This window comes from Arthrobacter sp. B2I5, assembly GCF_030816735.1.
Classification (GTDB): Bacteria; Actinomycetota; Actinomycetes; order Actinomycetales; family Micrococcaceae; genus Arthrobacter.
In genome coordinates this window covers 4,131,482-4,152,575 of record NZ_JAUSYF010000001.1, presented here as the reverse complement: position 1 = coordinate 4,152,575, position 21,094 = coordinate 4,131,482, and the positions used below count along the sequence as shown (strand labels likewise).

Here is a 21,094-nt window from a genome sequence, read left to right as displayed (position 1 = left end):
ACTGGGAGCCCGGGTACCCAATGCCCGGTAAACTTGTGGATTGTGACTTCCCAAAACACCCCCTCGCCCAAGAACGCCCCTGAGCCCGTCGATGCCAGCGAGCAGATGCGGATCCGCATGGAAAAGCGCGCCAAACTCCTGGAGCGCGGCGCTGAGGCGTACCCGGTGGGTGTGGAGCGGACGCATTCCCTGGCCGAGATCCGGGAAAAGTACGCCCACCTCGAGGCGGACGACACCACCGGCGACACCGTGGGCGTCACCGGGCGCGTCGTCTTCGTCCGCAACACCGGCAAGCTCTGCTTCGCCACGCTGCAGGAAGGCGGCACCGACGGCAAGGCCACCCGCCTGCAGGCCATGCTGAGCCTGGCCAACGTGGGCGAGGAAGCGCTCGCCGACTGGAAGGCACTGGTCGACCTCGGTGACCACGTCTTCATCAAGGGCGAGGTCATCTCCTCCCGCCGAGGCGAGCTGTCCATCATGGCAGATTCCTGGTCCATGGCCTCCAAGGCCCTGCGCCCGCTGCCGGTCCTGCACGCCGACCTGAACGAGGAAACCCGCGTCCGCCAGCGCTACGTCGACCTGATGGTCCGTGACGAGGCCCGCGAAATGGTCTACACCCGCGCCGCCATCACCCGCTCCATCCGCGAAACGCTGTTCCGGCACCGCTACGTGGAAGTGGAAACCCCCATCCTGAACCTGGTCCACGGCGGTGCCCTTGCCCGCCCGTTCGAGACCCACATGAACGCCTTCGACCAGAAGATGACCCTGCGCATCGCCACCGAGCTGTACCTCAAGCGCGCCGTGGTGGGCGGGATCGACCGCGTATACGACATGGGGCGCGTGTTCCGCAACGAGGGCGTGGACTCCACCCACAGCCCCGAATTCACCACCCTTGAGTGCTACGAGGCCTGGGCGGACCAGTTCGTCATGGCCGAGCGGATCAAGGAAATCATCCTCGACGCCGCCGACGCCGTGGGTGCCGGCCGTGTCCTGCAGACCGAGGCCGGCGAGATCAACCTCGACGGCGAGTGGGCCTGGCTGGCCGTCTACCCCGGACTTTCCGACGCCGTTGGGCAGGAAATCACGCCGGACACGCCCGCTGAGGTGCTTCGCGGGATCGCGGAAAAGCACGACGTCAAGGTGGACCCCAAGTGGGACGCCGAAAAGCTGGCTGTTGAGCTGTTCGGCGAGATTGTCGAACCAACCCTGCTGAACCCCACCTTCGTCTACGACTACCCGCCGTCCGCCCAGCCGCTGGCCCGCCCGCACCGCGAGGACGGCCGGCTGATCGAGGCCTGGGACCTGATCATCGGCGGCATGGAGCGCGGCACTGCCTTCTCCGAACTGATCGACCCCGTCATCCAGCGCGAGCGGCTTACCGAGCAGTCCCTGCATGCGGCCGCCGGTGACGTGGAGGCAATGCAGCTCGACGAGGACTTCCTGCGCGCCTTGGAATACGGTGCCCCGCCCATGGGCGGCATCGGCCTGGGCATCGACCGGCTGGTCATGCTCTTCACAGGCGCCGGCATCCGCGAAACCATCCTGTTCCCCCTGCTGAAGCCCGAAGGGCACTGATCATGGAATACGTGGCAGTCATTCTTCCCTCCCTGGTGGTGGGCCTGCTGTTCTGGTTCGCCATGAAGGCAATCTTTAATGCGGACAAGGCCGAGCGGCAGGCGGAAGCCCGCGCGCAGGCCGAAGCCGATTCCCTCCCGGCGCAGCCCGCGGACCGTCCCGGCCCGGAATCCAAATAGATAAATCCCCCTTCTTTCCGGCTTTATCCCCAAGGAACCAATAGGCGCTTTGACGCGTTGCCAAGATAAGAGTCATAATTTTTTTGGGAAACATCCTGCTTTTCTGAAAACCCAAGAGGAAGACCTTTAATGGCACAGAAAGTAAACATCATCCTCGTTGATGATCTGGATGGGGGATCCGCAGACGAGAATGTTAAGTTCGGCCTCGATGGGGTCAACTACGAGATTGACCTGTCGGCAGGCAATGCCGCTGAACTTCGGTCTTCGCTGGAGAGGTTCATTAACGCTGCACGCAAGGCATCCGGCGGCCGCAGCACCCAGAGGGCCAAGGCTCCAACGGGAGGCCGCAGCCACGATTCGGCACAAATCCGGCAATGGGCCCGGGATAACGGCTACACCGTTAACAGCCGCGGCCGAATTCAGGCTGAAATCCAGGAGGCCTACCAAAAGGCAAATTCCTAGGACTGCCTTTAGCTTCACGGAAACCCCGCTTACCGCCGCCAGGCGGGGCGGGGTTTTTCAATTCCCGGCATAAGCCTGCTATGGGGCGGGTGCCCGGGCGGCCCAATTGGCCAAAATAAGCAGGTGCCCTAAGCGCCCGGCGGCCGTCGCTATTTCGCCGCTGTGGACTGCCGGGGTGCCGGCTCCAGCCGAAGACTGCTCCCATCCGGGCCCTGTCCACCGTGCCGCAGCCCGTCGCTGTGCTTATTCCCGCAAGGGCCCGGGTTTCCCCTGTGGCGAACACGCTCCACAACTCAGGAGCGGCCACGTAGCATCAAAGTACGTCGTAGCTAGGAGTGTGGCGAAATGTTTGAGCGATTTACGGACCGTGCCCGTCGCGTAGTTGTGCTTGCCCAAGAAGAGGCACGCATGCTGAACCACAATTACATCGGTACCGAACACATCCTCTTGGGTCTGATCCATGAGGGTGAGGGCGTTGCCGCCAAAGCTCTTGAGTCCTTGAGCATTTCGCTCGACGGCGTTCGCGAGCAGGTGCAGGAGATCATCGGTCAGGGCCAGCAGGCCCCCTCCGGCCACATCCCCTTCACCCCCCGCGCCAAGAAGGTGCTGGAGCTCTCGCTGCGCGAAGCCCTGCAGCTGGGCCACAACTACATCGGCACGGAGCACATCCTGCTCGGCCTCATCCGCGAGGGTGAGGGCGTCGCCGCCCAGGTTCTGGTCAAGCTTGGCGCCGACCTCAACCGGGTCCGCCAGCAGGTCATCCAGCTCCTCTCCGGCTACCAGGGCAAGGAAACCACCGGCGCAGGCGTCGGCGGCGGACAGCCCGAAGGCGCACCCGCCGGTTCCGTGGTCCTGGACCAGTTCGGCCGCAACCTGACCCAGGCTGCGCGCGAGAACAAGCTGGACCCGGTCATCGGACGCGAGCAGGAAATGGAACGCGTCATGCAGGTCCTTTCCCGCCGCACCAAGAACAACCCCGTCCTCATCGGTGAGCCCGGCGTCGGCAAGACTGCCGTCGTCGAGGGCCTGGCCCAGGCAATCGTGCGCGGCGACGTCCCGGAGACCATCCGCGACAAGCAGCTGTACACCCTTGACCTCGGTTCCCTGGTGGCAGGCTCCCGCTACCGCGGTGACTTCGAAGAGCGCCTTAAGAAGGTCCTCAAGGAGATCCGCACCCGTGGCGACATCATCCTGTTCATCGATGAGATCCACACGCTTGTAGGTGCCGGTGCCGCCGAAGGCGCCATCGACGCAGCCTCGATCCTGAAGCCCATGCTGGCCCGCGGCGAGCTGCAGACCATTGGTGCCACCACGCTGGACGAGTACCGCAAGCACATCGAGAAGGACGCCGCCCTGGAGCGCCGCTTCCAGCCGATCCAGGTCAAGGAACCCTCCGTGGCACACGCCATCGAGATCCTCAAGGGCCTGCGCGACCGGTACGAGGCACACCACCGCGTCACCATCACCGACGGCGCCCTGGCCTCCGCTGCAAGCCTGGCCGAGCGCTACATCTCGGACCGCTTCCTGCCGGACAAGGCGATCGACCTGATCGACGAAGCCGGTGCCCGGCTGCGCATCCGCCGCATGACCGCTCCGCCGGAGCTCAAGGCCATGGACGAGCGCATCGCCAAGCTGAAGATGGAGAAGGAATCCGCCATCGACGCGCAGGACTTCGAAGGCGCCGCTTCGCTCCGCGACAAGGAACAGAAGATGATTTCCGAGCGCGCGGAGAAGGAACGCCACTGGAAGTCCGGCGGCATGGACGACATCTCCGAGGTGGATGAGGATCTCATCGCCGAGGTGCTGGCCAACTCCACCGGCATCCCCGTCTTCAAGCTGACCGAGGAAGAATCCTCGCGGCTGCTCAAGATGGAAGACGAACTGCACAAGCGCGTGGTGGGCCAGGACGAGGCCATCAAGGCACTCTCGCAGGCCATCCGCCGCACCCGTGCAGGGCTCAAGGACCCCAAGCGCCCCGGCGGCTCCTTCATCTTCGCCGGCCCCACCGGCGTCGGCAAGACCGAGCTCGCAAAGGCACTCGCGGAGTTCCTGTTCGGTGAAGAGGACGCCCTCATCACGCTGGACATGTCCGAGTACTCCGAGAAGCACACCGTCTCGCGGCTCTTCGGTGCCCCTCCGGGCTACGTTGGCTACGAAGAGGGTGGCCAGCTGACCGAGAAGGTCCGCCGGCGTCCGTTCTCCGTGGTGCTGTTCGACGAAGTGGAAAAGGCCCACGCGGACCTCTTCAACTCACTGCTGCAGATCCTGGAAGACGGCCGCCTGACCGACTCCCAGGGCCGCGTGGTGGACTTCAAGAACACCGTGATCATCATGACCACCAACCTGGGTACCCGGGACATCTCCAAGAGCGTTGCCACCGGCTTCCAGTCCGGCACCGACACGCAGACCGGCTACAACCGCATGCGTGCCCGTGTGACCGAGGAGCTCAAGCAGCACTTCCGCCCCGAGTTCCTGAACCGTGTTGACGACGTCGTGGTGTTCCCGCAGCTGACGCAGGACGAGATCATCGAGATCGTGGACCTGTTCGTCACCCGCCTGGAGAAGCGCCTCAAGGACAAGGACATGGGCATCGAGCTCACCAAGGCCGCCAAGGTGCTCCTGGCAACCCGCGGCTACGATCCCGCCATGGGTGCCCGGCCGCTGCGCCGCACCATCCAGCGCGAGATCGAGGACCAGCTCTCCGAGAAGATCCTCTTCGGCGAGATCCACCCCGGCGACATCGTCGTAGTGGATGTCGAAGGCGAAGGCGACGACGCGAAGTTCACTTTCGCCGGCAACGCCAAGCCGCGCATCCCGGAAATCGCCCCGAGCGTCTAGTCTCCACAGCCAAAGCCCCGCCACTCCGCAAGGAGCGGCGGGGCTTTCTGCGTTCACCCCAACCTCCGTGTGGCTGGGTCCGGTGCTTTCATCCGTAGCTGGGTCCGGTGCCGGACATCAGAGATTTCCCGGCGCCTGCTCCTTCGTCGCTTTGACGGCGCCTACATAAATCCCTGATGCCCGGCACCTCGTGCCGGAGGCGGCCTAGGGGAAACTCGGCGCTGAACCCGTACGACCGGCCCTTCCCCGCATAACCGGTGCTGCCCGACACCGGTTATGCGGGGAAGGGTCGGTCCTGTCGTCGGCCCGCCATGGCACCCCTTTGTTCGTAGCCTCAAGCGAGGGTGCCGGGGTCATTTGTGTAGCTTGCGTCAAAGCGATGAAGGAGCAGCAAGCGGCAAATGGCGCCGGGGCCGGAGCGGACCCAGCCACGGAAACGCACCCAAGCCGAGGGACCGGAGCGGACCGAGCGACGGAAACGCACCCAAGCCCAGACGCCGGTGCCGGTGCGGGACTGAGCCTCGGAAGGACGCAGGGGAGCGTGGCGGCTGTGATGCCGGGCACAAACCGTGTTGAATCGGGGGCATGGCTAACTTGGAACCGGCGATCCCGGATGAGCAACCACAGACCCCTTTCCACGACCTCGACCACTACCTGTCCATCCCGCGGGTAAGCGGCCTGGCCCTGAGCCCTGACGGTTCCCGGCTGGTCACCACTGTCAGCACCCTGAACGGCAAGGGCACCGAGTTTGCCACTGCGCTGTGGGAGCTTGACCCTGCAGGGCAGAAGCACGCGCGGCGCATTACCCGCAGCGCCAAGGGCGAGGCCGGCGCAGCGTTCGCCGCCAACGGCGATGTCTACTTCACATCCGCGCGTCCGGACCCCGACAGCCCCGACGAAGAGCCGGTGAACGCACTGTGGCTGCTCCCGGCCGACGGCGGGGAAGCCCGCGTGGTCCTCAGCCGGCCCGGCGGCGTCAGCAAAGTGTTTACGGCCAGGGACGCCGATGCCGCGTTTGTGACGGCCGAGGTACTGGCAGGGTCAGCAGACGAGGAGGACGACGCCGAGCGGCGGCAAGGCGCGCAAGGACAGGAAGGTCTCGGCCATCCTGCACAGCGAATACCCGGTCCGCTACTGGGACGCGGACCTTGGTCCCGGCCAGCCGCGGATCTTTGCGGTGGAGGAGGGGGAGGACAACGGGCCGGACAAGCCGGGAACCGTTGATGCCACCGCTCCCTTGGTCCTGCGCAACCTGACACCTGATGCCGGGCCGCGGCTGCGGGAAGCGGAGGCAGTGGTCAGTCCTGACGGCAAGACGATCTACAGCAGCTACACCAAAGCATTGGCCAAAGCGGACAGCCGCTCCATCCTGGTGGCGGTGGATGTGGCATCCGGCGGCATGAAGGTGCTGCTGGACCAGGAGGGAATGAGTTACTTCCCGGGCCCCGTCAGTCCGGACGGCCGCAGCCTGGTGGTGGTCAGCGAAAGCGACTCCACCCCGCAGCAGGCCCCCGAGATCAAAATGCACCTGCTGGACGTCTCCGGCGCTGCTGCCGGCGAACCGGCGGGCCTGCAGCCACTGGCCCACGACTGGGACCGCTGGCCCAAGCCCGCAGGGTGGCTCCCGGACGGCTCCGCCATCCTCGTCACAGCGGACGACGACGGCGCGTCGCCGGTCTTCCGGGTCAGCGTTCCGTCCGCTGCCGCTGAGGTGGGCGTCACCCGGGTGACGCAGGACGCTGCGGCCTACTCCGACGTCGTCATTTCATCTGAGGGGCGGCACGCGTATGCCCTGCGCAGCTCCTATGAATTTCCTGCCGAAGCTGTACGGATCGACCTGTCCACGGGGGAAACCACGCGCCTGCCTGCTCCGGCTGAACGCCCGGACTGCCCGGGGCGCCTGGAGCGCATCGCCGCAACCGCGGCCGACGGGTCCCGGGTGCCCGCCTACCTGGCGCTGCCGGAGGGTGCCTCCGCGGATAATCCGGCCCCGCTGCTCCTGTGGATCCACGGCGGTCCGCTGGGATCCTGGAACGCCTGGACGTGGCGCTGGAACCCGTGGCTTCTGACGGCCAGGGGATACGCGGTGCTGCTGCCGGATCCTGCCTTGTCCACCGGCTACGGCCAGTCGTACATTCAGCGGGGCTGGGGCTCGTGGGGGAAAGCGCCGTTCACCGATTTGATGGCCGTAACTGATGCGGCGGTGGAGCGGGCGGACATCGACGAGTCCCGGACTGCGGCGATGGGCGGTTCCTTTGGCGGCTATATGGCCAACTGGGCGGCAGGCAACACGGAACGGTTCAGTGCGGTGGTCACCCATGCCAGCCTGTGGGCCCTTGACCAGTTCGGGCCCACCACGGACGCCTCCCAGTACTGGCTGAAGGAAATGACCGCGGAGATGGCGCTTGAGAACTCGCCACACCTTCATGCGGAGAACATCAGCACGCCCATGCTGGTAATCCACGGCGACAAGGACTACAGGGTGCCCATTGGCGAGGGCCTGCGGCTTTGGTACGAACTGCTGTCCAAGTCCCGGCTCGCGGCGGACCAGGACGGGCAGACACCCCACCGGTTCCTGTACTTCCCGGACGAAAACCACTGGGTCCTCCAACCGCAGCACGCCAAGGTCTGGTACCAGGTGGTGGAGTGGTTCCTGGCAAAGAATGTCCTGGGCAAGGACACTGAACTGCCCGCGGAACTCGGACTGTAGCTTCCGGGCCAACGGGCACCCGGCATCGCTCGAGGGGATGAATATGAGGCGAAGGGGCTGGGGCATTTACCGGCACCTCTAGCGAAGTGAGGGTGCCGGCGCCATTTGTGTAGCTTGCGTCAGAGCGACGAAGGAGCAGCAAGCGGCAAATGACGCCGGTACCGGAACGCCCCAACCCCGTCCGTAACCAGCAGCAGCCGTTGTGCCTCGTAGGATGGCTGTGTGACCGACTCCTTCCATATTCGCCCAGCACGCACCAGCGACGTCCCTGCCATCAAGAAGCTGGTGGCGCCCCTGGCAGAGGAGCGCATCCTGATGGCAAAGGAGACGGTGGCGTACTACGAAAGCCTGCAGGAGTTCCGTATTGCCGAGTCCAGCGACGGCGAGATGATCGGCTGCGGCGCCCTCCACGTGATGTGGGAGGACCTCGCGGAAATCCGCACCCTGGCATCTTCCGGGGAATGGCGCGGCAAGGGGGTGGGGCACGTCCTGGTGGAAAGCCTGCTGGAAGAGGCCCGTGCCCTTGGTGTTGCCCGGGTCTTCTGCCTCACGTTCGAGGTGGACTTCTTCAAGCGCCACGGCTTCGAGGTGATGGCGGACCAGTCGGCAGTGGACCCGGAAGTGTACTCGGAACTGCTGCGCTCCCATGACGAAGGCGTGGCCGAATTCCTGGACCTGGCACGCGTGAAGCCCAACACCCTGGGCAACACCCGGATGATCCGCAGCCTCTAAGTCCTGTCCAGCTGCTCTGCGCACCCCCATCTTGGCTTTACTCGATTTGATGGATAAACTGTTGGCGGCCGATATGTGGGGGGCCTCAGGAAAGGGACAGTCATTGGGGGCTGTCCCTTTGCTGCGTCCGGGGACGGCGGGCCAGGGGAGCGGCCGGCAAACCGGGGCGGAAGGAACCTACCGCCACCTGCGATGACGGTAGTAGGGTCGGAAAACACATCCTTCAGGAGCACAGCCAGGAGCAACGCCGTGAAGAAACTCATCAACGATCCAAAATCCGTTGTCCAGGAAGCTGTCCAGGGCTTTGGCCTGGCGCATGCCGGACTGGTTACGGTCAGCGAAGACCCCATCTACATCACACGCAAGGACGCGCCCGTGGCAGGCAAGGTGGGGCTGGTTTCCGGCGGCGGCAGCGGTCATGAGCCGCTGCACGCCGGCTACGTCGGGCAGGGAATGCTCGACGCCGCGGTGCCGGGGGCGGTGTTCACCTCACCGACGCCGGACCAGATCCTTCCCGCCACCCTGGCAGTCAACTCAGGTGCCGGCGTCGTCCATATCGTCAAGAACTACACCGGCGACGTCCTGAACTTCGAGACAGCCGCGGAACTGGCCGAGGCAGAGGGCGTGAGCGTCCGCACCGTGCTGGTCAATGACGACGTCGCAGTGGAGGACTCCCTCTACACCGCCGGCCGCCGCGGGGTGGGCGGCACCGTGCTGGTGGAGAAGATCGCGGGGGCCGCTGCGGAACGCGGTGACGACCTGGACTCGGTCGCTGCCATCGGCGAACGGGTCAACGCCAATGTCAGGACCATGGGCGTGGCCCTGTCCGCCTGCACCGTTCCACACGCGGGCACGCCGAGTTTCGACCTGGCCGAGGATGAAATCGAGATCGGCATCGGGATCCATGGCGAGCCGGGCAGGCACCGCATTCCGATGGAGAGCGCTGACGGCATCACCAACCGCCTGCTGGAACCGGTCCTGGCGGATTTGAAGATCAGCTCCGGGGACAAGGTGCTGCTGTTCGTCAACGGCATGGGCGGCACCCCGTTGAGCGAGCTGTACATCGTGTACCGGCGGGCCGTGCAGGTGCTCGCCGAGGCAGGTGCCACGGTGGAACGGTCGCTGGTGGGCAACTACATCACGGCGCTGGAGATGCAGGGCTGCTCCATTTCGGTCCTCCGGCTCGACGACGAGCTCACCCAACTCTGGGACGCACCAGTTCATACGGCCGCGCTGCGTTGGGGCGTGTGACCGTGGTCCTGGACGTCAACTGGGCCGTGAAATGGCTGACCCTTTGCGCGCAGGCCATGGCTGAACACCGTGTCGAACTGATCGAACTGGACCGCGCCATCGGGGACTCGGACCACGGCGAAAACATGGACCGCGGTTTCCAGGCCGTCCTGGCCAAGCTCGGTGAAGCCACGCCGGAGACTCCAGGCGCGGCCCTGAAGATGACCGCCATGACCCTGATGTCCAAAGTGGGCGGTGCCGCCGGACCCCTTTACGGCACGGCGTTTCTTCGCGCCGCCACTGCCCTGGGCGATGCCGCTGAAATCGACCCGGCTGCCTGGGCCGGGGCCCTGGCGGCGGCCAGGGACGGGATCGTGGCGCGCGGGAAGGCGGAGCCGGGCGACAAGACGATGGTGGATGCGTGGACGCCGGCGGTGGATGCTGCGCGAGCCGTAGCGGACGGCGACGGCACGGACGTTCTGAGCGTTCTGGTGGCTGCCGCGGAGGCCGCCGAAGCCGGGGCGGTTGCCACCGATCCGCTCATTGCCCGGAAAGGCCGGGCCAGCTATCTTGGCGAGCGAAGTGCGGGCCACCGGGACCCCGGAGCTGTCTCAAGCGCACTGATACTGCGCGCTGCCGTGGGGGCAGCTGCGTGACCGTAAGCATCGTGGTGGTCTCCCACAGCGACAAGATCGCCGACGGCGCCGTGGAGCTTGCCGCGCAGATGGCGCCCGACGTGATGATCCTGGCCGCCGGCGGCACCGACGACGGCAGGATCGGCACCAGCCTGGAGAAGGTCCTTGCCGCCCTTGAACGGGCCGGCGGACAGGCGGGCGGGGACCAGACCGGCACAGACCAGGCTGCCGCGAAGCCCGGCGGGAACGGCACCGTGGTCCTGACGGACCTCGGGTCGGCGGTGATGACGGCCGAATCGGCGCTGGAGTTCCTGGCGAATCCCGCCGGCGTACTCCTTGCCGATGCTCCGTTGGTGGAAGGCCTGGTGGCGGCTGCCGTGGCCGCGCAGGGCGGAGCTGAAGTGCAGGCGGTCCGGGAGGCGGCCGAGGCGGCGGCTGGCCCGCCCCGCCAGCCGGAACCCGGGCGCACGGAAGGAAGGGACGCGGGACCTGTCAGCAGTGCCTCACCTGATTGCACCGGCGACTTCGAGCTGGTCAACCAGGCCGGCATGCACGCCCGTCCTGCCGCGAAAGTGGCAGGAGGCCTGGCATCTCTTGACGCCGAGGTCACCATCAACGGGGTGGACGGCGCCTCCATGACGGGACTGATGACCCTCGGCGCGGGCAAGGGCACCGTGCTGCACGTGGAAGCCTGGGGCGCGGATGCGGAACGTGCAGTGGAATATGTCGGCGGGCTGGTGCAGGCGGGCTTCGGCGAGCCCTAAGCCTCGTGGCGCACTCCTGCGAATAAGCTCGATGCCATGGAACGGCCGCTTGCAGAGAACTCCCAGGAAATCGAAGTGCTGGACGGCCAAATCTCCGTAGAGGAACTGCTGGCCGAACTCGGCTTCAATTGGACTGCTGAACCCGTGAGCGGTGCGGAACCCCGGCCCACCGGGGGCGAAACCTTCACCCAGCCGGCGCTGTTCTAGCCCACTCCCAATGTCAAGGCCGGGCTTGTTGGTGCAGCCCCGCGTCGTCCAAAATCACCGACGCTGACAGGACCCTCCCGCACTGCTCGCCAAAGGGGTACGCCGCCTGCGGCCTGAATTCGAGCGTGCGCGCCGGCATCACGCTTCCCTCCGGGCCTGTACCGGACACGGTCACGGCCATGGGTGATTCGGTCAGGGCATCCAGCATCAGCACACCAAATTTGGTGCCGTCCGGTGAGGCAGTGGCCGAACAGGCGCCCTCCGGATTGCACCCCGAGTCCACCGAAGTACTGCCCAGGCGGAGCTCGACGTCGGCCTCCTTGCAGGTGCCGTCCTGGCAGGCCCGTACGTGCAGTGACCCCACCTTCGGCGCATAACCGGCGTTAACGGTCACGGAGACAGCGGTGGCCTGCGCGATAGCCGGGCAGGCGCTCCCGGGGGAATCGCAGGCGGAGACAAAGACTGACAGGAGCGCCGCCGTCGATAACACCAGGAGCCGCCCGGGCTTGTGCATGCCTTCAGGCTACGTCGGGTGGGCGCGCAGCGGGCCGGCGGGCGCCAATTGGAGGCAGCATTGTTATGCCCCTGCCCTAACCCATCGGAAAGATACCGATGAACCAGAACAGTGCCAGGGCAAACACGGCGAAAAACGCAATCAGGCAGCCGACGGCGGTGCGCGGCTCTGAGGAAACCTGGAGGGATTCGTTGGGGTTCTGCGGGTTGTATGCCACCTCGATCAGCGACCCCGGCACCGGCTGTTCCACTCCGGAGATCTCGGATTTCCCCATGAAAAGGGTGCCCTGCGGATCGGTGAACTGGTAAGTGGGGTAGTGGCGGAGGTTCCGGTTGGAGCCGCCCACGCCGCTGGTCCAGCCGGTGGTGCTGCCGGTAACGGTCGCCTGGACCTTAGGCCAGGCCGCCATCATCCGCTCCTGGCGCCTGGTCCTGCGGACTGCACGGACCAGCGAAAGAATCACGGCGGCAACGAACAAGGCCCACACGATGTACAAGATGATTTTCATGGCTTCCCCCGGTTCCGGTCACCAAGAAGTATGCCACTCCCGGCATGTGCCGTGCCCGTGCCAGAGGCGGGTCAGGCGGGGAGCCGGTAGCCGCCGTCGTGCATCTCCGCAAGGCCGTCCGCCAGCAGCCCCGCCAGTGCCCGCTCCAGTTGCTCCGGGGCGGTGTTGAGCCGGTGCAGCGCGGCAAGGGGCACGCCGATTCCTTCGGGCGCATAGCCAAGATCGGCGGGCTCGCGCTGGAACATGTCCGGCGGCACGGGGGTTCCGGCCAGCGCGCAGGACGGCCAGCACGGCGCCGCGGACCTGGCGGTCAGTGCCGTGCCACGCCTGGCCCTTGGGAACGTACGACGGCGGGGGCTCACCCGCAGCGAGCCAGGCGCAGGAGTCCTGCACCGGGCACGCAGCGCACTTGGGGGCCCGTGCCGTGCACACCAGCGCCCCCAGTTCCATGACCGCAGCATTCCAGCGCACGGAGGTTTCGTCGTCGTCCGGCAACAGGGCGGCGGCCAGCCGCATCTCCGCCGCGGTCAGCGCGGGGGCGGGAAGCGCGACGCCGGAGACCAGGCGGGCGTGCACCCGCCGGATGTTGGTGTCCACCACAGTTTCGCGCCGGCCGTACGCGAATGCGGCCACCGCCGCGGCCGTGTAGCTGCCCACCCCCGGCAAGGCCAGCAGCTCCGTGTAGGTATTTGGGACATGGCCGGCGTGATCCTGGACAATGGCGGTGGCTGAGGCATGCAGCCGGAGGGCGCGCCTGGGGTAGCCGAGCCGTCCCCACGAACGGACCGCTTCGCCTGCCGGTTCGCCCGCCAGGCCGGCCGGTGTGGGCCAGCGCTTGAGCCATTCGTGCCAGACGGGGAGCACCCGGACCACGGGGGTCTGCTGCAGCATGATCTCGCTGACCAGCACGCCCCAGGGGGAGCAGTGGGGGTCGCGCCAGGGCAGGTCGCGGGCGATGCCGGCGAACCAGTCATTGATCCGGTGATGGAGCATCTCAAGGTCTGCAGGGCCCGGGGAAGCGACCGCAGCGGCGGCGGTGGAGGTTTGAGTGTCGATGCCACATACCTTAGTTGATGGGCTTAGGCGGGCTGAAAACGGTGTGTGGCCAGCGCGGTGTGACCAGTGCGATCCGGCGGGCGGCGGCGTGGTGGCAGCGCAGAACCGGTGGCGTTCCCTAGCCTAGGAGGATGGGCAGGCAAGGCGATTCACCAGCACGCGGCACGGCATCCGGTTCCAGCAGCGTCCGGAAGCCGAGCGCCGCCGTGTACCGCCGCCGTCGCCTGGTTGTCGGCGCTGCGCTGCTGCTGGTGCTTGCGCTTGTGGTCAGCGGTTTCGCCCTTGCCGGTGCCTTCAAGGGCGGTTCGCAGCAGGCGTCCTCCACGCAGCCTTCTCCAGGCACGGCCGCCCCGTCCGCCTCCGCAACTTCGTCTGCTGCCGCCACCCCTTCCGCCTCGGCGTCGGCATCCGCGTCCGCTGCGCCGTCGCCCACTGCCTCTGCAACCCCTTCCTGCAACCAGAACCAGGTGACTGTTTCGGCGTCCACTGACAAGCCCGCTTACGGGCCGGGAGAAAACCCGATGCTGACACTGAAGGTGACCAATGGCGGCAGCGTCCCCTGTGAAGTCAACATCGGAACCTCGCAAATGGAATTCCTGGTGACCAGCGGCTCCGACCGGATCTTCTCTTCAAAGGACTGCCAGGCGTCCAGCGAGGACCTGGTGAAGGTGATTGCGCCCGGCGCCAGCGAAACCGCGAACTTCCCGTGGAACCGGAACCGCAGTGCCGAGGGGTGCAAGGCGGTGGCTGCAGCGCCTGGCGGCGGTGGCGCGTACTACATCTTCACCGCCAAGCTGGGTTCACGTGCCAGCCCCAAGGCCGTCTTCCAGCTGAACTGACCCCCAACCCCCATCCATTGCTGAGTAACTGCCGTTTTCGGGGCTGAAAACGGCAACTGCTCAGCAATCGATGAGGGGGAGGGGCGGGGTTTGCTTGGTATGGGGGAAGCCTGCGGGTACGCGGGGAGGGTTTGACTCCGGTTTAGAGGAAACGGTCCAGGAGGCTTGCCTCGGCCATCCGGCTAAGCCCCTCACGCACCGTCCGGGCGCGCTGGTCGCCGATGCCGTCAACGGTCATGAGGTCGTCGATGGTGGCGGCCATCAGGAACTGCAGGCCGCCGAAGTGATCCACCAAGCGGTCCGCCACGGCCTTGGGAACTGCCTTCAGGCCGGACAGCAGCCGGTAGCCACGGGGCTGCACCACGGCATCCAGGTTTACTTCGCCGCCCGCAAATCCCACGATTGACGAAATCTTGCCGAGGTCGATCAGTTCCGTTGGTCCCAGGCTGACGAGTTCATTGACGGCCCTTTCGATGTCCTCCGCGGACGCATCGGGGCTGGCGTAGTCGCGGATGATCACGTCGCTGCCCGGGCCGCGGCCCACGGTGAGCTCGTCCAGCTGGAGCGAGAGGAGCCGGCCGTCGTCCCCCAGTTCCAGGACGTACTGCGAGATTTCCTCCGAAATGCGGCGGACCATTTCCTGGCGCTGCAGGGTGACCGCCACGTCGCGCACGGTCACCATCGCCTCGATTTCCAGGGCCGAGAGCGAACTGGTGACCTGGTCCAGGCGGGCCACGTAGCGCTCCAGGGTGGCAAGGGCCTGGTTGGCGCGGGCCAGGACGTTCTCGGATCCCTCCAGGACATGCCGCAACCCGTTCACGTACAGGGCGATGATCTGCATGGACTGGCTTACGGAGATGACGGGGACCCCGGTCTGCTTGGCCACCCGCTCCGCCGTACGGTGGCGGGTGCCGGACTCCTGCGTTTCGATGCTTGAGTCCGGGACCAGCTGGACGGCGGCCCGCAGGATGTTGCCCGCGTCCTTGTCGCAGATGATGGCGCCGTCCATCTTGGCCAGTTCGCGCAGCCGGGTGGGGGAGAACTCGATGCCGATATCGAATCCGCCCGAGCAGATGGAATCGATGGTGCGGTCGGAACCCAGGACGATCAGAGCGCCGGTGCGTCCGCGGAGGATCCGTTCCAGGCCGTCGCGGAGGGGCGTTCCGGGTGCAACCCTGCCCAGCGTGGCCCTCAGCGATTCTTCGGGGCTCCGCGCCATAGGTGTTTCCCTTCAAAGGTGCGGACCGCCACCCGCAGGAATGCCGGCGTCCGCAGTTGGCCGGCAGGATCACAAAGTGCACTGATTCCCGCAAGCTCAATGATAGGGGCAAGAAACCCAACTTCCGCACGGTCAAGCCCCAAAGTGCCCCATTAGGGGGTGCCCGGAACGGCCGGAAAAATGGCAATTGAGCGGCTGGCCTGGCGGGTACTTTCGACCTGTTTGATGCCTGGCTCTGAGGTGTTGATCAGACGGACGGTCCCAGGGGCGTGACGGTTTTGGTGCTGCTGTCCCACAGGCGCGCTCCTGTGCAGCGGCCCCCGAGGCGCAGGTCCAGCAGATCCAGTGCAGTTCCGACTTGATGGGCGGGAATCCGCCGCGAGATGGTGACGTGCGGCGTCCAGGCCCCCGGACAGGTCTGCGGCAGCGCCCCTGACAAGCCCTGGTGCAGGAGGCGGTGCAGGTCCAGTAAGGGCGCGGTCAGCAGAACCGACCGGGCAAGGACATATTTTGCGGCACCGACGGGAAAAACAATCACCCCGGAGAAGGTGACATCCATGGGCAACGCTTCCCAGGGCCCTTCGTGCGTGGCAACCAGGTCCGCGCCGGCGGCAAGCGTGATGTGGGGGCTGTTGCTGGCGGAAGTATGGGCGGCCAGGCTGGGGAGGCCCGCTGCCGCGAGCCGCGCCCAGTCGGCCCTGACGACTGAATCCGTGGCGTCGTCAAAGACCACTTCGATGCTGCGCATGAACACATCATGCCGTTACCCGCTGCCCACACACGCCAACCAGTAGGCGCGGACCAGTCGCCGCCAATGGGCGCACCCCCGGCCGGGAGCCTCAGCGCTTCAGGTCCCGAAGCATCCGGTCCAGATCCCTGCTGACTTTCGAAAGCGATGCGGCACGAAGGGCCCTATGCTCAGCCGCTGTCTGCACCCCCCGCTTCCGGGCGGGTCCGGAAGGAAGGGCCGACGCCGGTGCCTGGGTTGGGGCGCCAAGGCCCGCCGGGGCGTTGGTGGGCACGTTTGTTGCCAGGTTGGTGGCCAGGGGATCGAAGAAGAGGTTGCCGGTGAAAGTGGCGCCATGCATCATGCGCCAAAGCTAACCGGCCCGCATTTCACTGCTTTGAACGCCCGGTTTCGCCCGCGTTAAGCCGGGCCGGTCCCGTTTGCAGCCCTGCGATAAACTTGTACTTTGGCCGTTTGCCAATCACATTCCCCGCCCTCGAGTCGCAGCGCAGTACCCGAAAGGCCCCTGGGCAGCCACAACCGCAGCGAAGGTAACACCGTGTCCCAAGATGTCCTGACCCCCGCCCGGATCTCCGGTATCCACAAAGAGGCCGGCCGCCGCAGGACCTTTGCTGTCATCTCGCACCCGGACGCAGGAAAGTCCACGCTCACCGAGGCCTTGGCCCTGCACGCAAAGGTCATCGGCACCGCCGGCGCTTCCAGCGGCAAGGCCAACCGCAAGGAAACGGTCTCCGACTGGATGCAGATGGAAAAGGACCGCGGCATCTCCATCAGCTCGGCCGCGCTTCAGTTCTCCTACCGCGACACCGTCATCAACCTCCTGGACACCCCCGGCCACGCCGACTTCTCCGAGGACACCTACCGGGTGCTGGCCGCCGTCGACTGCGCCGTGATGCTGGTGGATGCTGCCAAGGGCCTGGAAACCCAGACCATGAAGCTATTCGAGGTCTGCAAGCAGCGCAACCTGCCCATCATCACTGTGATCAACAAGTGGGACCGCCCCGGCCTGGATGCCCTGGCGCTGATGGACGAAATCACCGAGCGCACCGGCCTGCAGCCCATGCCGCTGACCTGGGCAGTGGGCATCTCCGGCGACTTCCGCGGCGTGTGGGACCTCCGCAACGACCGCTTCGCCAGGTTCCAGCGCAACAACGCAGGCGCCCAGATCGCCATCACGGAGTACTTCACCCCCGAGGAAGCCGCGGAAAGCCAGGGTAGCAACTGGACGGACGCCGTGGACGAGGCCGGACTGGTGATCGAATCGAACCTGGAGTTCGACGTCGACGCCTTCCACGCCGGCAAGGCCACCCCCATCCTGTTCAGCTCCGCCGCGCTGAACTTCGGCGTCAAGGAACTGCTGGACGCGCTGGTGGACTTCGCCCCGTCGGCCGCCCCCCGCCCCGACGTGGAGAGGCAACCCGCGTCCCGTCGAGTCGCCGTTCTCCGGGTTCGTCTTCAAGGTCCAGGCCGGCATGAACAAGGCCCACCGCGACCACGTGGCCTTCATCCGCGTCTGCTCCGGCGTATTCGAGCGCGGCATGGTGGTCACCCAGACCCGCACCGGCAAGTCCTTCGCCACCAAGTACGCCCAGCAGGTGTTCGGCCGCGAACGCGAGGTCATCGACGAGGCATACCCCGGTGACGTTGTGGGCCTGGTCAACGCTTCCTCGCTGCGCGTGGGGGACAGCCTGTTCCTCGAGGACCCGGTGGAATACCCGGCCATCCCGCTGTTCGCCCCCGAACACTTCCAGGTGGCCCGGTCCAAGGACCCCAGCAAGTTCAAGCAGTTCCGCCGCGGCATCGAACAGCTGGAACACGAGGGCGTCATCCAGGTGCTCCGCTCCGACGTCCGCGGTGACCAGGCGCCGGTTCTTGCCGCCGTCGGGCCCATGCAGTTCGAGGTGGTGGAGGACCGCATGGCGCACGACTTCAGCGCACCCATGCGGCTGGAACGCCTGCCCTACTCGCTGGCCCGGATCTCGACGGCGGACGCCATGCCTGCGCTGGCCAACGTCATCGGCGCGGAGGTGCTGTTGCGCTCCGACGGCGAATACCTCGCCCTGTTCAACGACGTTTGGGCGCTGCGGCGGATCGAGAAGAACCACCCGGACCTGACCCTCGTGCCCATCGGCACGCACAACCCCGCAAAGTAGGGCCTCATGGCTGAAATCCAACCCCGCGCACTGGTCACCGGTGTGGGCACCATCAACCCCCTGGGTTCCAACGCCAAGGAAACCTGGGAGGCCCTGCTTGACGGGCGGTCCGGGATTGCGGCGCTGGAGCAGGACTGGTCGGAACAGCTGCCCGTGAGGATCGCCGGGCAGGTCACGGCTGACCTCTCGGAGCACCTCAGCACCCGCGAGATGAAGCGGATGGACCGGTGCGGGCAGTTCGCGCTGATTGCGGCACGGGAGGCGTGGGCACAGGCCGGCGCCCCGGAGGTGGACCCGGAACGGTTCGCCGTGGTGATCGGCTCCGCGTATGGCGGCCTGGGTTCCACCCTTGAGCAGGACCGCGTGCTGGGACAGTCCGGCCCGCGCAAGGTCTCGCCGCATACCCTCACCCGGCTCATGGTCAACGGCCCGGCCGCGTGGGTGTCCATGGACCTGGGTGCCCGTGGCGGCGCCCGGACGCCTGTCAGCGCCTGCGCCTCCGGGGCTGAGGCGATTGTCCAGGCAGCCGAGATGATCCGTTCCGGTGCTGCCGACGTCGTGATTGCCGGCGGTGTGGACGCCTCCGTGAATGACCTGGTGATCAGCGGCTTTTCGCAGATCCGTGCCCTATCCACCCGCGCCGGCGACCCGCAGCTTGCCTCGCGGCCGTTCGACGGCGGCCGGGACGGCTTTGTGCTCGCGGAGGGCGCCGGGGTGGTGGTGCTGGAGAGCGAGGAGCACGCCCGTGCCCGGGGCGCCGCCGTGCTTGGGGCCGTTGCCGGGGGAGCCGTAACCTCCGACGCAAACGACATTGTGGCCGCGGATCCCGCCATGCAGCGGCGGGTCATGCAGAAGGCCCTGGATTCGGCGGGCATGCAGCCGGCCGACATCGGATTCGTCCACGCGCATGCCACCTCCACTCCCGTGGGGGACCGGCTGGAAGGGCAGTCCATCAACGCGGTGTTCGGCAGCGACGTACCGGTCACTTCCACCAAGGGGCATACCGGACACCTGCTGGGCGGCGCCGGCGCCCTGGCCGCCGTCGTGGTGGTTGAAGCCCTGCGGACCGGCATGGTGCCGGCGACGCTGAACGTGGAGGCGCTGGACCCGGAAGTAGACCTTAATGTCCTCACCGAAGGCGCCCACCAGCTTCCCGCGGGTTACGCCCCGGCCGGGCTGGTGAACGCCTTCGGTTTTGGTGGCCACAGCGTGGCTTTGGTGATCACGGGCGCCTGACTCCAGCCAGAACGCCGGAACGGTACCGGGACGCCGGAACGTTACAGCGTCCCGGCACCGTTCCGGCGACTCCGAGGCCGGGGGGCGTCAGGCGCGGCTGGGAACCGCAGCCTCCACGGCCTCGTCCGCTGCCTTCCCGGCCGGTTCTGCAGTGCGGCGCTCCCTGAGGAAGTAGACCAGGCCGGCCGCCACAGCCGAAGCAGCAGCCAGTGCGAAGAGGCCCGGGATGACGCTTCCGGTCTGCTCCTTGATGATGCCAAAGCCGAACGGTGCCACGAAACCGCCCAGGTTGCCCAGCGAGTTGATGATGGCGATGGCCGGCGCAAGGACCACCGGATGCAGGCCGGACTGCGGGATGGTCCAGAACAGCGGGGACGCGCTCTTGAACCCCATGGCTGCGATGGCCAGGAAGACCAGCGCCAGCACCGGCGAGGCCACGGCCGCAGCGTAGGTGCCGGCGGCGGCCACCAGGAGCGCGACCACCAGCAGCGGCTTCTTTGACCTCGCTTTGTCCTGCATCTTGGCCGCGAAATACATCGCGAATACTGCGCAGATCCAGGGGATGGAGGACAGGAAGCCTGCCGAGAGGTCGGTGGTGCCCGGGATCCGCTTGACGATGCCCGGCAGCCAGAAGGTGTTGGCGTAGATGGACAGCTGGATGGCGAAATAGATGCCGCACAGAAGCAGGATCTGCGGGTTCAGAAGCATCTTCCAGCGGTTGACCTTTCCGTTTTCCGACTTGGTGTGCTCTGCGTCCTCGGCATCGATGGCCCTGGACAGCGCATCCTTTTCCGCGGGGGAGAGCCACCTGGCATCCGCGATCTTCGCGTCGAGCAGGAAGAACACGGTGATGCCCACCAGGACGGAAAGGATGCCCTCGAAACCGAAGAGCCATTGCCAGCCGCGCAGGCCCAGGCTTCCGTTCAGGCTCAGCAGCAAGCCGGCGATGGGGCCGGAGATTGCCGCCGCCACCGAGGACCCTGCGATGAAGACCGCCGTCGCCTTCCCCCGCTGGCCGGCCGGCACCCAGCGGGCGAAGTAGAAGATGACCGCCGGGAAGAAGCCGGCCTCAGCAGCGCCCAGCAGGAACCGCAGGACGTAGAACATGGTTTCGTTCTGCACGAACGCCATGAGGAACGACACCATGCCCCAGCTGACCATGATCCTGGTCAGCCAGACCTTGGCACCGTACTTTTCCATCATCACGTTGCTGGGGAGCTCGAAAATGGCGTAGGCGATGAAGAACAGACCGGCGCCGAAACCGTAGGCGGCGGCGCCGATGCCCACGTCGGCCTGGAGGTGGTCCTGGGCATAGCCGATGTTGGACCGGTTGAGCTGGTTGCAGACCAGCATGACCAGCATGACCGGGAGCACGCGCTTGAAGAACTTCCTGGTGGCGGATGCCAGGTCCAGGACGGCTTTGTCCACAGACTTCATTGAATGTTTCCTTTGGGATGGGGACAGGCAAGGCGGGGGCCTTGCAGAAATT

17 protein-coding genes and 3 pseudogenes are annotated in these 21,094 nt (G+C 66.4%); 13 read left to right on the top strand and 7 right to left on the bottom strand.

All coding sequences use genetic code 11. The annotated features are described in order from the left end of the window. Positions 1-42: 42 nt before the first annotated feature. From lysS to QFZ60_RS19230, 10 genes and pseudogenes are all read left to right on the top strand, one after another. Positions 43-1,575, top strand: coding sequence for a lysine--tRNA ligase (lysS, locus tag QFZ60_RS19275; protein ID WP_307092567.1), 1,533 nt, complete (start codon positions 43-45; stop codon positions 1,573-1,575). A 2-nt stretch (positions 1,576-1,577) separates the two neighbouring features. Then, positions 1,578-1,754 carry a hypothetical protein gene (locus QFZ60_RS19270; RefSeq protein ID WP_307092566.1) on the top strand — a complete coding sequence of 59 codons (177 nt, stop codon included), beginning with the start codon at positions 1,578-1,580 and terminating at the stop codon, positions 1,752-1,754. Positions 1,755-1,883: 129 nt separating this feature from the next. Then, a complete protein-coding gene (locus QFZ60_RS19265; protein WP_056337539.1) occupies positions 1,884-2,216 on the top strand; it encodes an Lsr2 family protein in 333 nt (110 codons plus the stop codon). Positions 2,217-2,561: 345 nt separating this feature from the next. Next, positions 2,562-5,054: an ATP-dependent Clp protease ATP-binding subunit gene (locus QFZ60_RS19260; protein WP_026266017.1), complete on the top strand. Its 2,493-nt coding sequence runs from the start codon at positions 2,562-2,564 to the stop codon at positions 5,052-5,054. 585 nt (positions 5,055-5,639) lie between these two features. Further along, positions 5,640-7,764: pseudogene (locus QFZ60_RS19255) on the top strand (alpha/beta fold hydrolase). Between the two features lie 222 nt (positions 7,765-7,986). Beyond that, positions 7,987-8,496: an amino-acid N-acetyltransferase gene (locus QFZ60_RS19250; RefSeq protein ID WP_307092565.1), complete on the top strand. Its 510-nt coding sequence runs from the start codon at positions 7,987-7,989 to the stop codon at positions 8,494-8,496. Positions 8,497-8,745: 249 nt separating this feature from the next. Beyond that, positions 8,746-9,747 carry a dihydroxyacetone kinase subunit DhaK gene (gene dhaK, locus QFZ60_RS19245; protein WP_307092564.1) on the top strand — a complete coding sequence of 334 codons (1,002 nt, stop codon included), beginning with the start codon at positions 8,746-8,748 and terminating at the stop codon, positions 9,745-9,747. A 2-nt stretch (positions 9,748-9,749) separates the two neighbouring features. Continuing rightward, positions 9,750-10,382 (top strand): dihydroxyacetone kinase subunit DhaL, encoded by a 633-nt coding sequence (dhaL, locus tag QFZ60_RS19240; RefSeq protein WP_307093391.1) that lies wholly within the window; start codon positions 9,750-9,752, stop codon positions 10,380-10,382. Continuing rightward, positions 10,379-11,125 (top strand): dihydroxyacetone kinase phosphoryl donor subunit DhaM, encoded by a 747-nt coding sequence (dhaM, locus tag QFZ60_RS19235; protein WP_307092561.1) that lies wholly within the window; start codon positions 10,379-10,381, stop codon positions 11,123-11,125. The genes dhaL and dhaM overlap by 4 nt, the downstream gene beginning before the upstream one ends. Before the next feature lie 36 nt (positions 11,126-11,161). Then, on the top strand, positions 11,162-11,332 hold the full coding sequence (locus tag QFZ60_RS19230; RefSeq protein WP_307092560.1) for a hypothetical protein: 171 nt from the start codon (positions 11,162-11,164) through the stop codon (positions 11,330-11,332). Positions 11,333-11,345: 13 nt separating this feature from the next. Here QFZ60_RS19230 and QFZ60_RS19225 read toward each other — a convergent pair whose 3' ends face one another. The 3 genes and pseudogenes from QFZ60_RS19225 to QFZ60_RS19215 form a co-directional block, all read right to left on the bottom strand. Further along, the gene (locus QFZ60_RS19225) at positions 11,346-11,846 is read right to left on the bottom strand and encodes a hypothetical protein (protein WP_307092559.1); all 501 of its coding nucleotides are present in this window, start codon (positions 11,844-11,846) and stop codon (positions 11,346-11,348) included. Positions 11,847-11,922: 76 nt separating this feature from the next. Then, positions 11,923-12,354, bottom strand: a complete 432-nt coding sequence (locus tag QFZ60_RS19220; protein ID WP_307092558.1) for a DUF3592 domain-containing protein — start codon at positions 12,352-12,354, stop codon at positions 11,923-11,925. Positions 12,355-12,425: 71 nt separating this feature from the next. Further along, positions 12,426-13,347, bottom strand: a pseudogene (locus QFZ60_RS19215) (A/G-specific adenine glycosylase). Positions 13,348-13,541: 194 nt separating this feature from the next. Between QFZ60_RS19215 and QFZ60_RS19210 the strand changes: the two are divergent. Then, entirely contained in the window at positions 13,542-14,249 is a 708-nt protein-coding gene (locus QFZ60_RS19210; protein WP_307092556.1) for a hypothetical protein, read from the top strand. A gap of 142 nt (positions 14,250-14,391) precedes the next feature. Here the strand turns inward: QFZ60_RS19210 and disA are convergent, their stop codons facing one another. The 3 genes from disA to QFZ60_RS19195 form a co-directional block, all read right to left on the bottom strand. Beyond that, a complete protein-coding gene (gene disA, locus QFZ60_RS19205; protein ID WP_307092555.1) occupies positions 14,392-15,468 on the bottom strand; it encodes a DNA integrity scanning diadenylate cyclase DisA in 1,077 nt (358 codons plus the stop codon). Positions 15,469-15,715: 247 nt separating this feature from the next. Further along, complete coding sequence (locus QFZ60_RS19200; RefSeq protein ID WP_307092554.1) at positions 15,716-16,216, bottom strand: 2'-5' RNA ligase family protein; 501 nt, start codon at positions 16,214-16,216, stop codon at positions 15,716-15,718. A 91-nt stretch (positions 16,217-16,307) separates the two neighbouring features. Next, positions 16,308-16,559: a hypothetical protein gene (locus tag QFZ60_RS19195; protein WP_307092553.1), complete on the bottom strand. Its 252-nt coding sequence runs from the start codon at positions 16,557-16,559 to the stop codon at positions 16,308-16,310. A 195-nt stretch (positions 16,560-16,754) separates the two neighbouring features. Here QFZ60_RS19195 and QFZ60_RS19190 point away from each other — a divergent pair. Continuing rightward, positions 16,755-18,369, top strand: a pseudogene (locus tag QFZ60_RS19190) (peptide chain release factor 3). 6 nt (positions 18,370-18,375) lie between these two features. Then, a complete protein-coding gene (locus tag QFZ60_RS19185; protein WP_307092552.1) occupies positions 18,376-19,605 on the top strand; it encodes a beta-ketoacyl synthase in 1,230 nt (409 codons plus the stop codon). 87 nt (positions 19,606-19,692) lie between these two features. On the opposite strand, the gene QFZ60_RS19180 is transcribed toward QFZ60_RS19185, so the two are convergent. Next, on the bottom strand, positions 19,693-21,042 hold the full coding sequence (locus QFZ60_RS19180; protein ID WP_307092551.1) for an MFS transporter: 1,350 nt from the start codon (positions 21,040-21,042) through the stop codon (positions 19,693-19,695). Between the last annotated feature and the right edge of the window lie 52 nt (positions 21,043-21,094).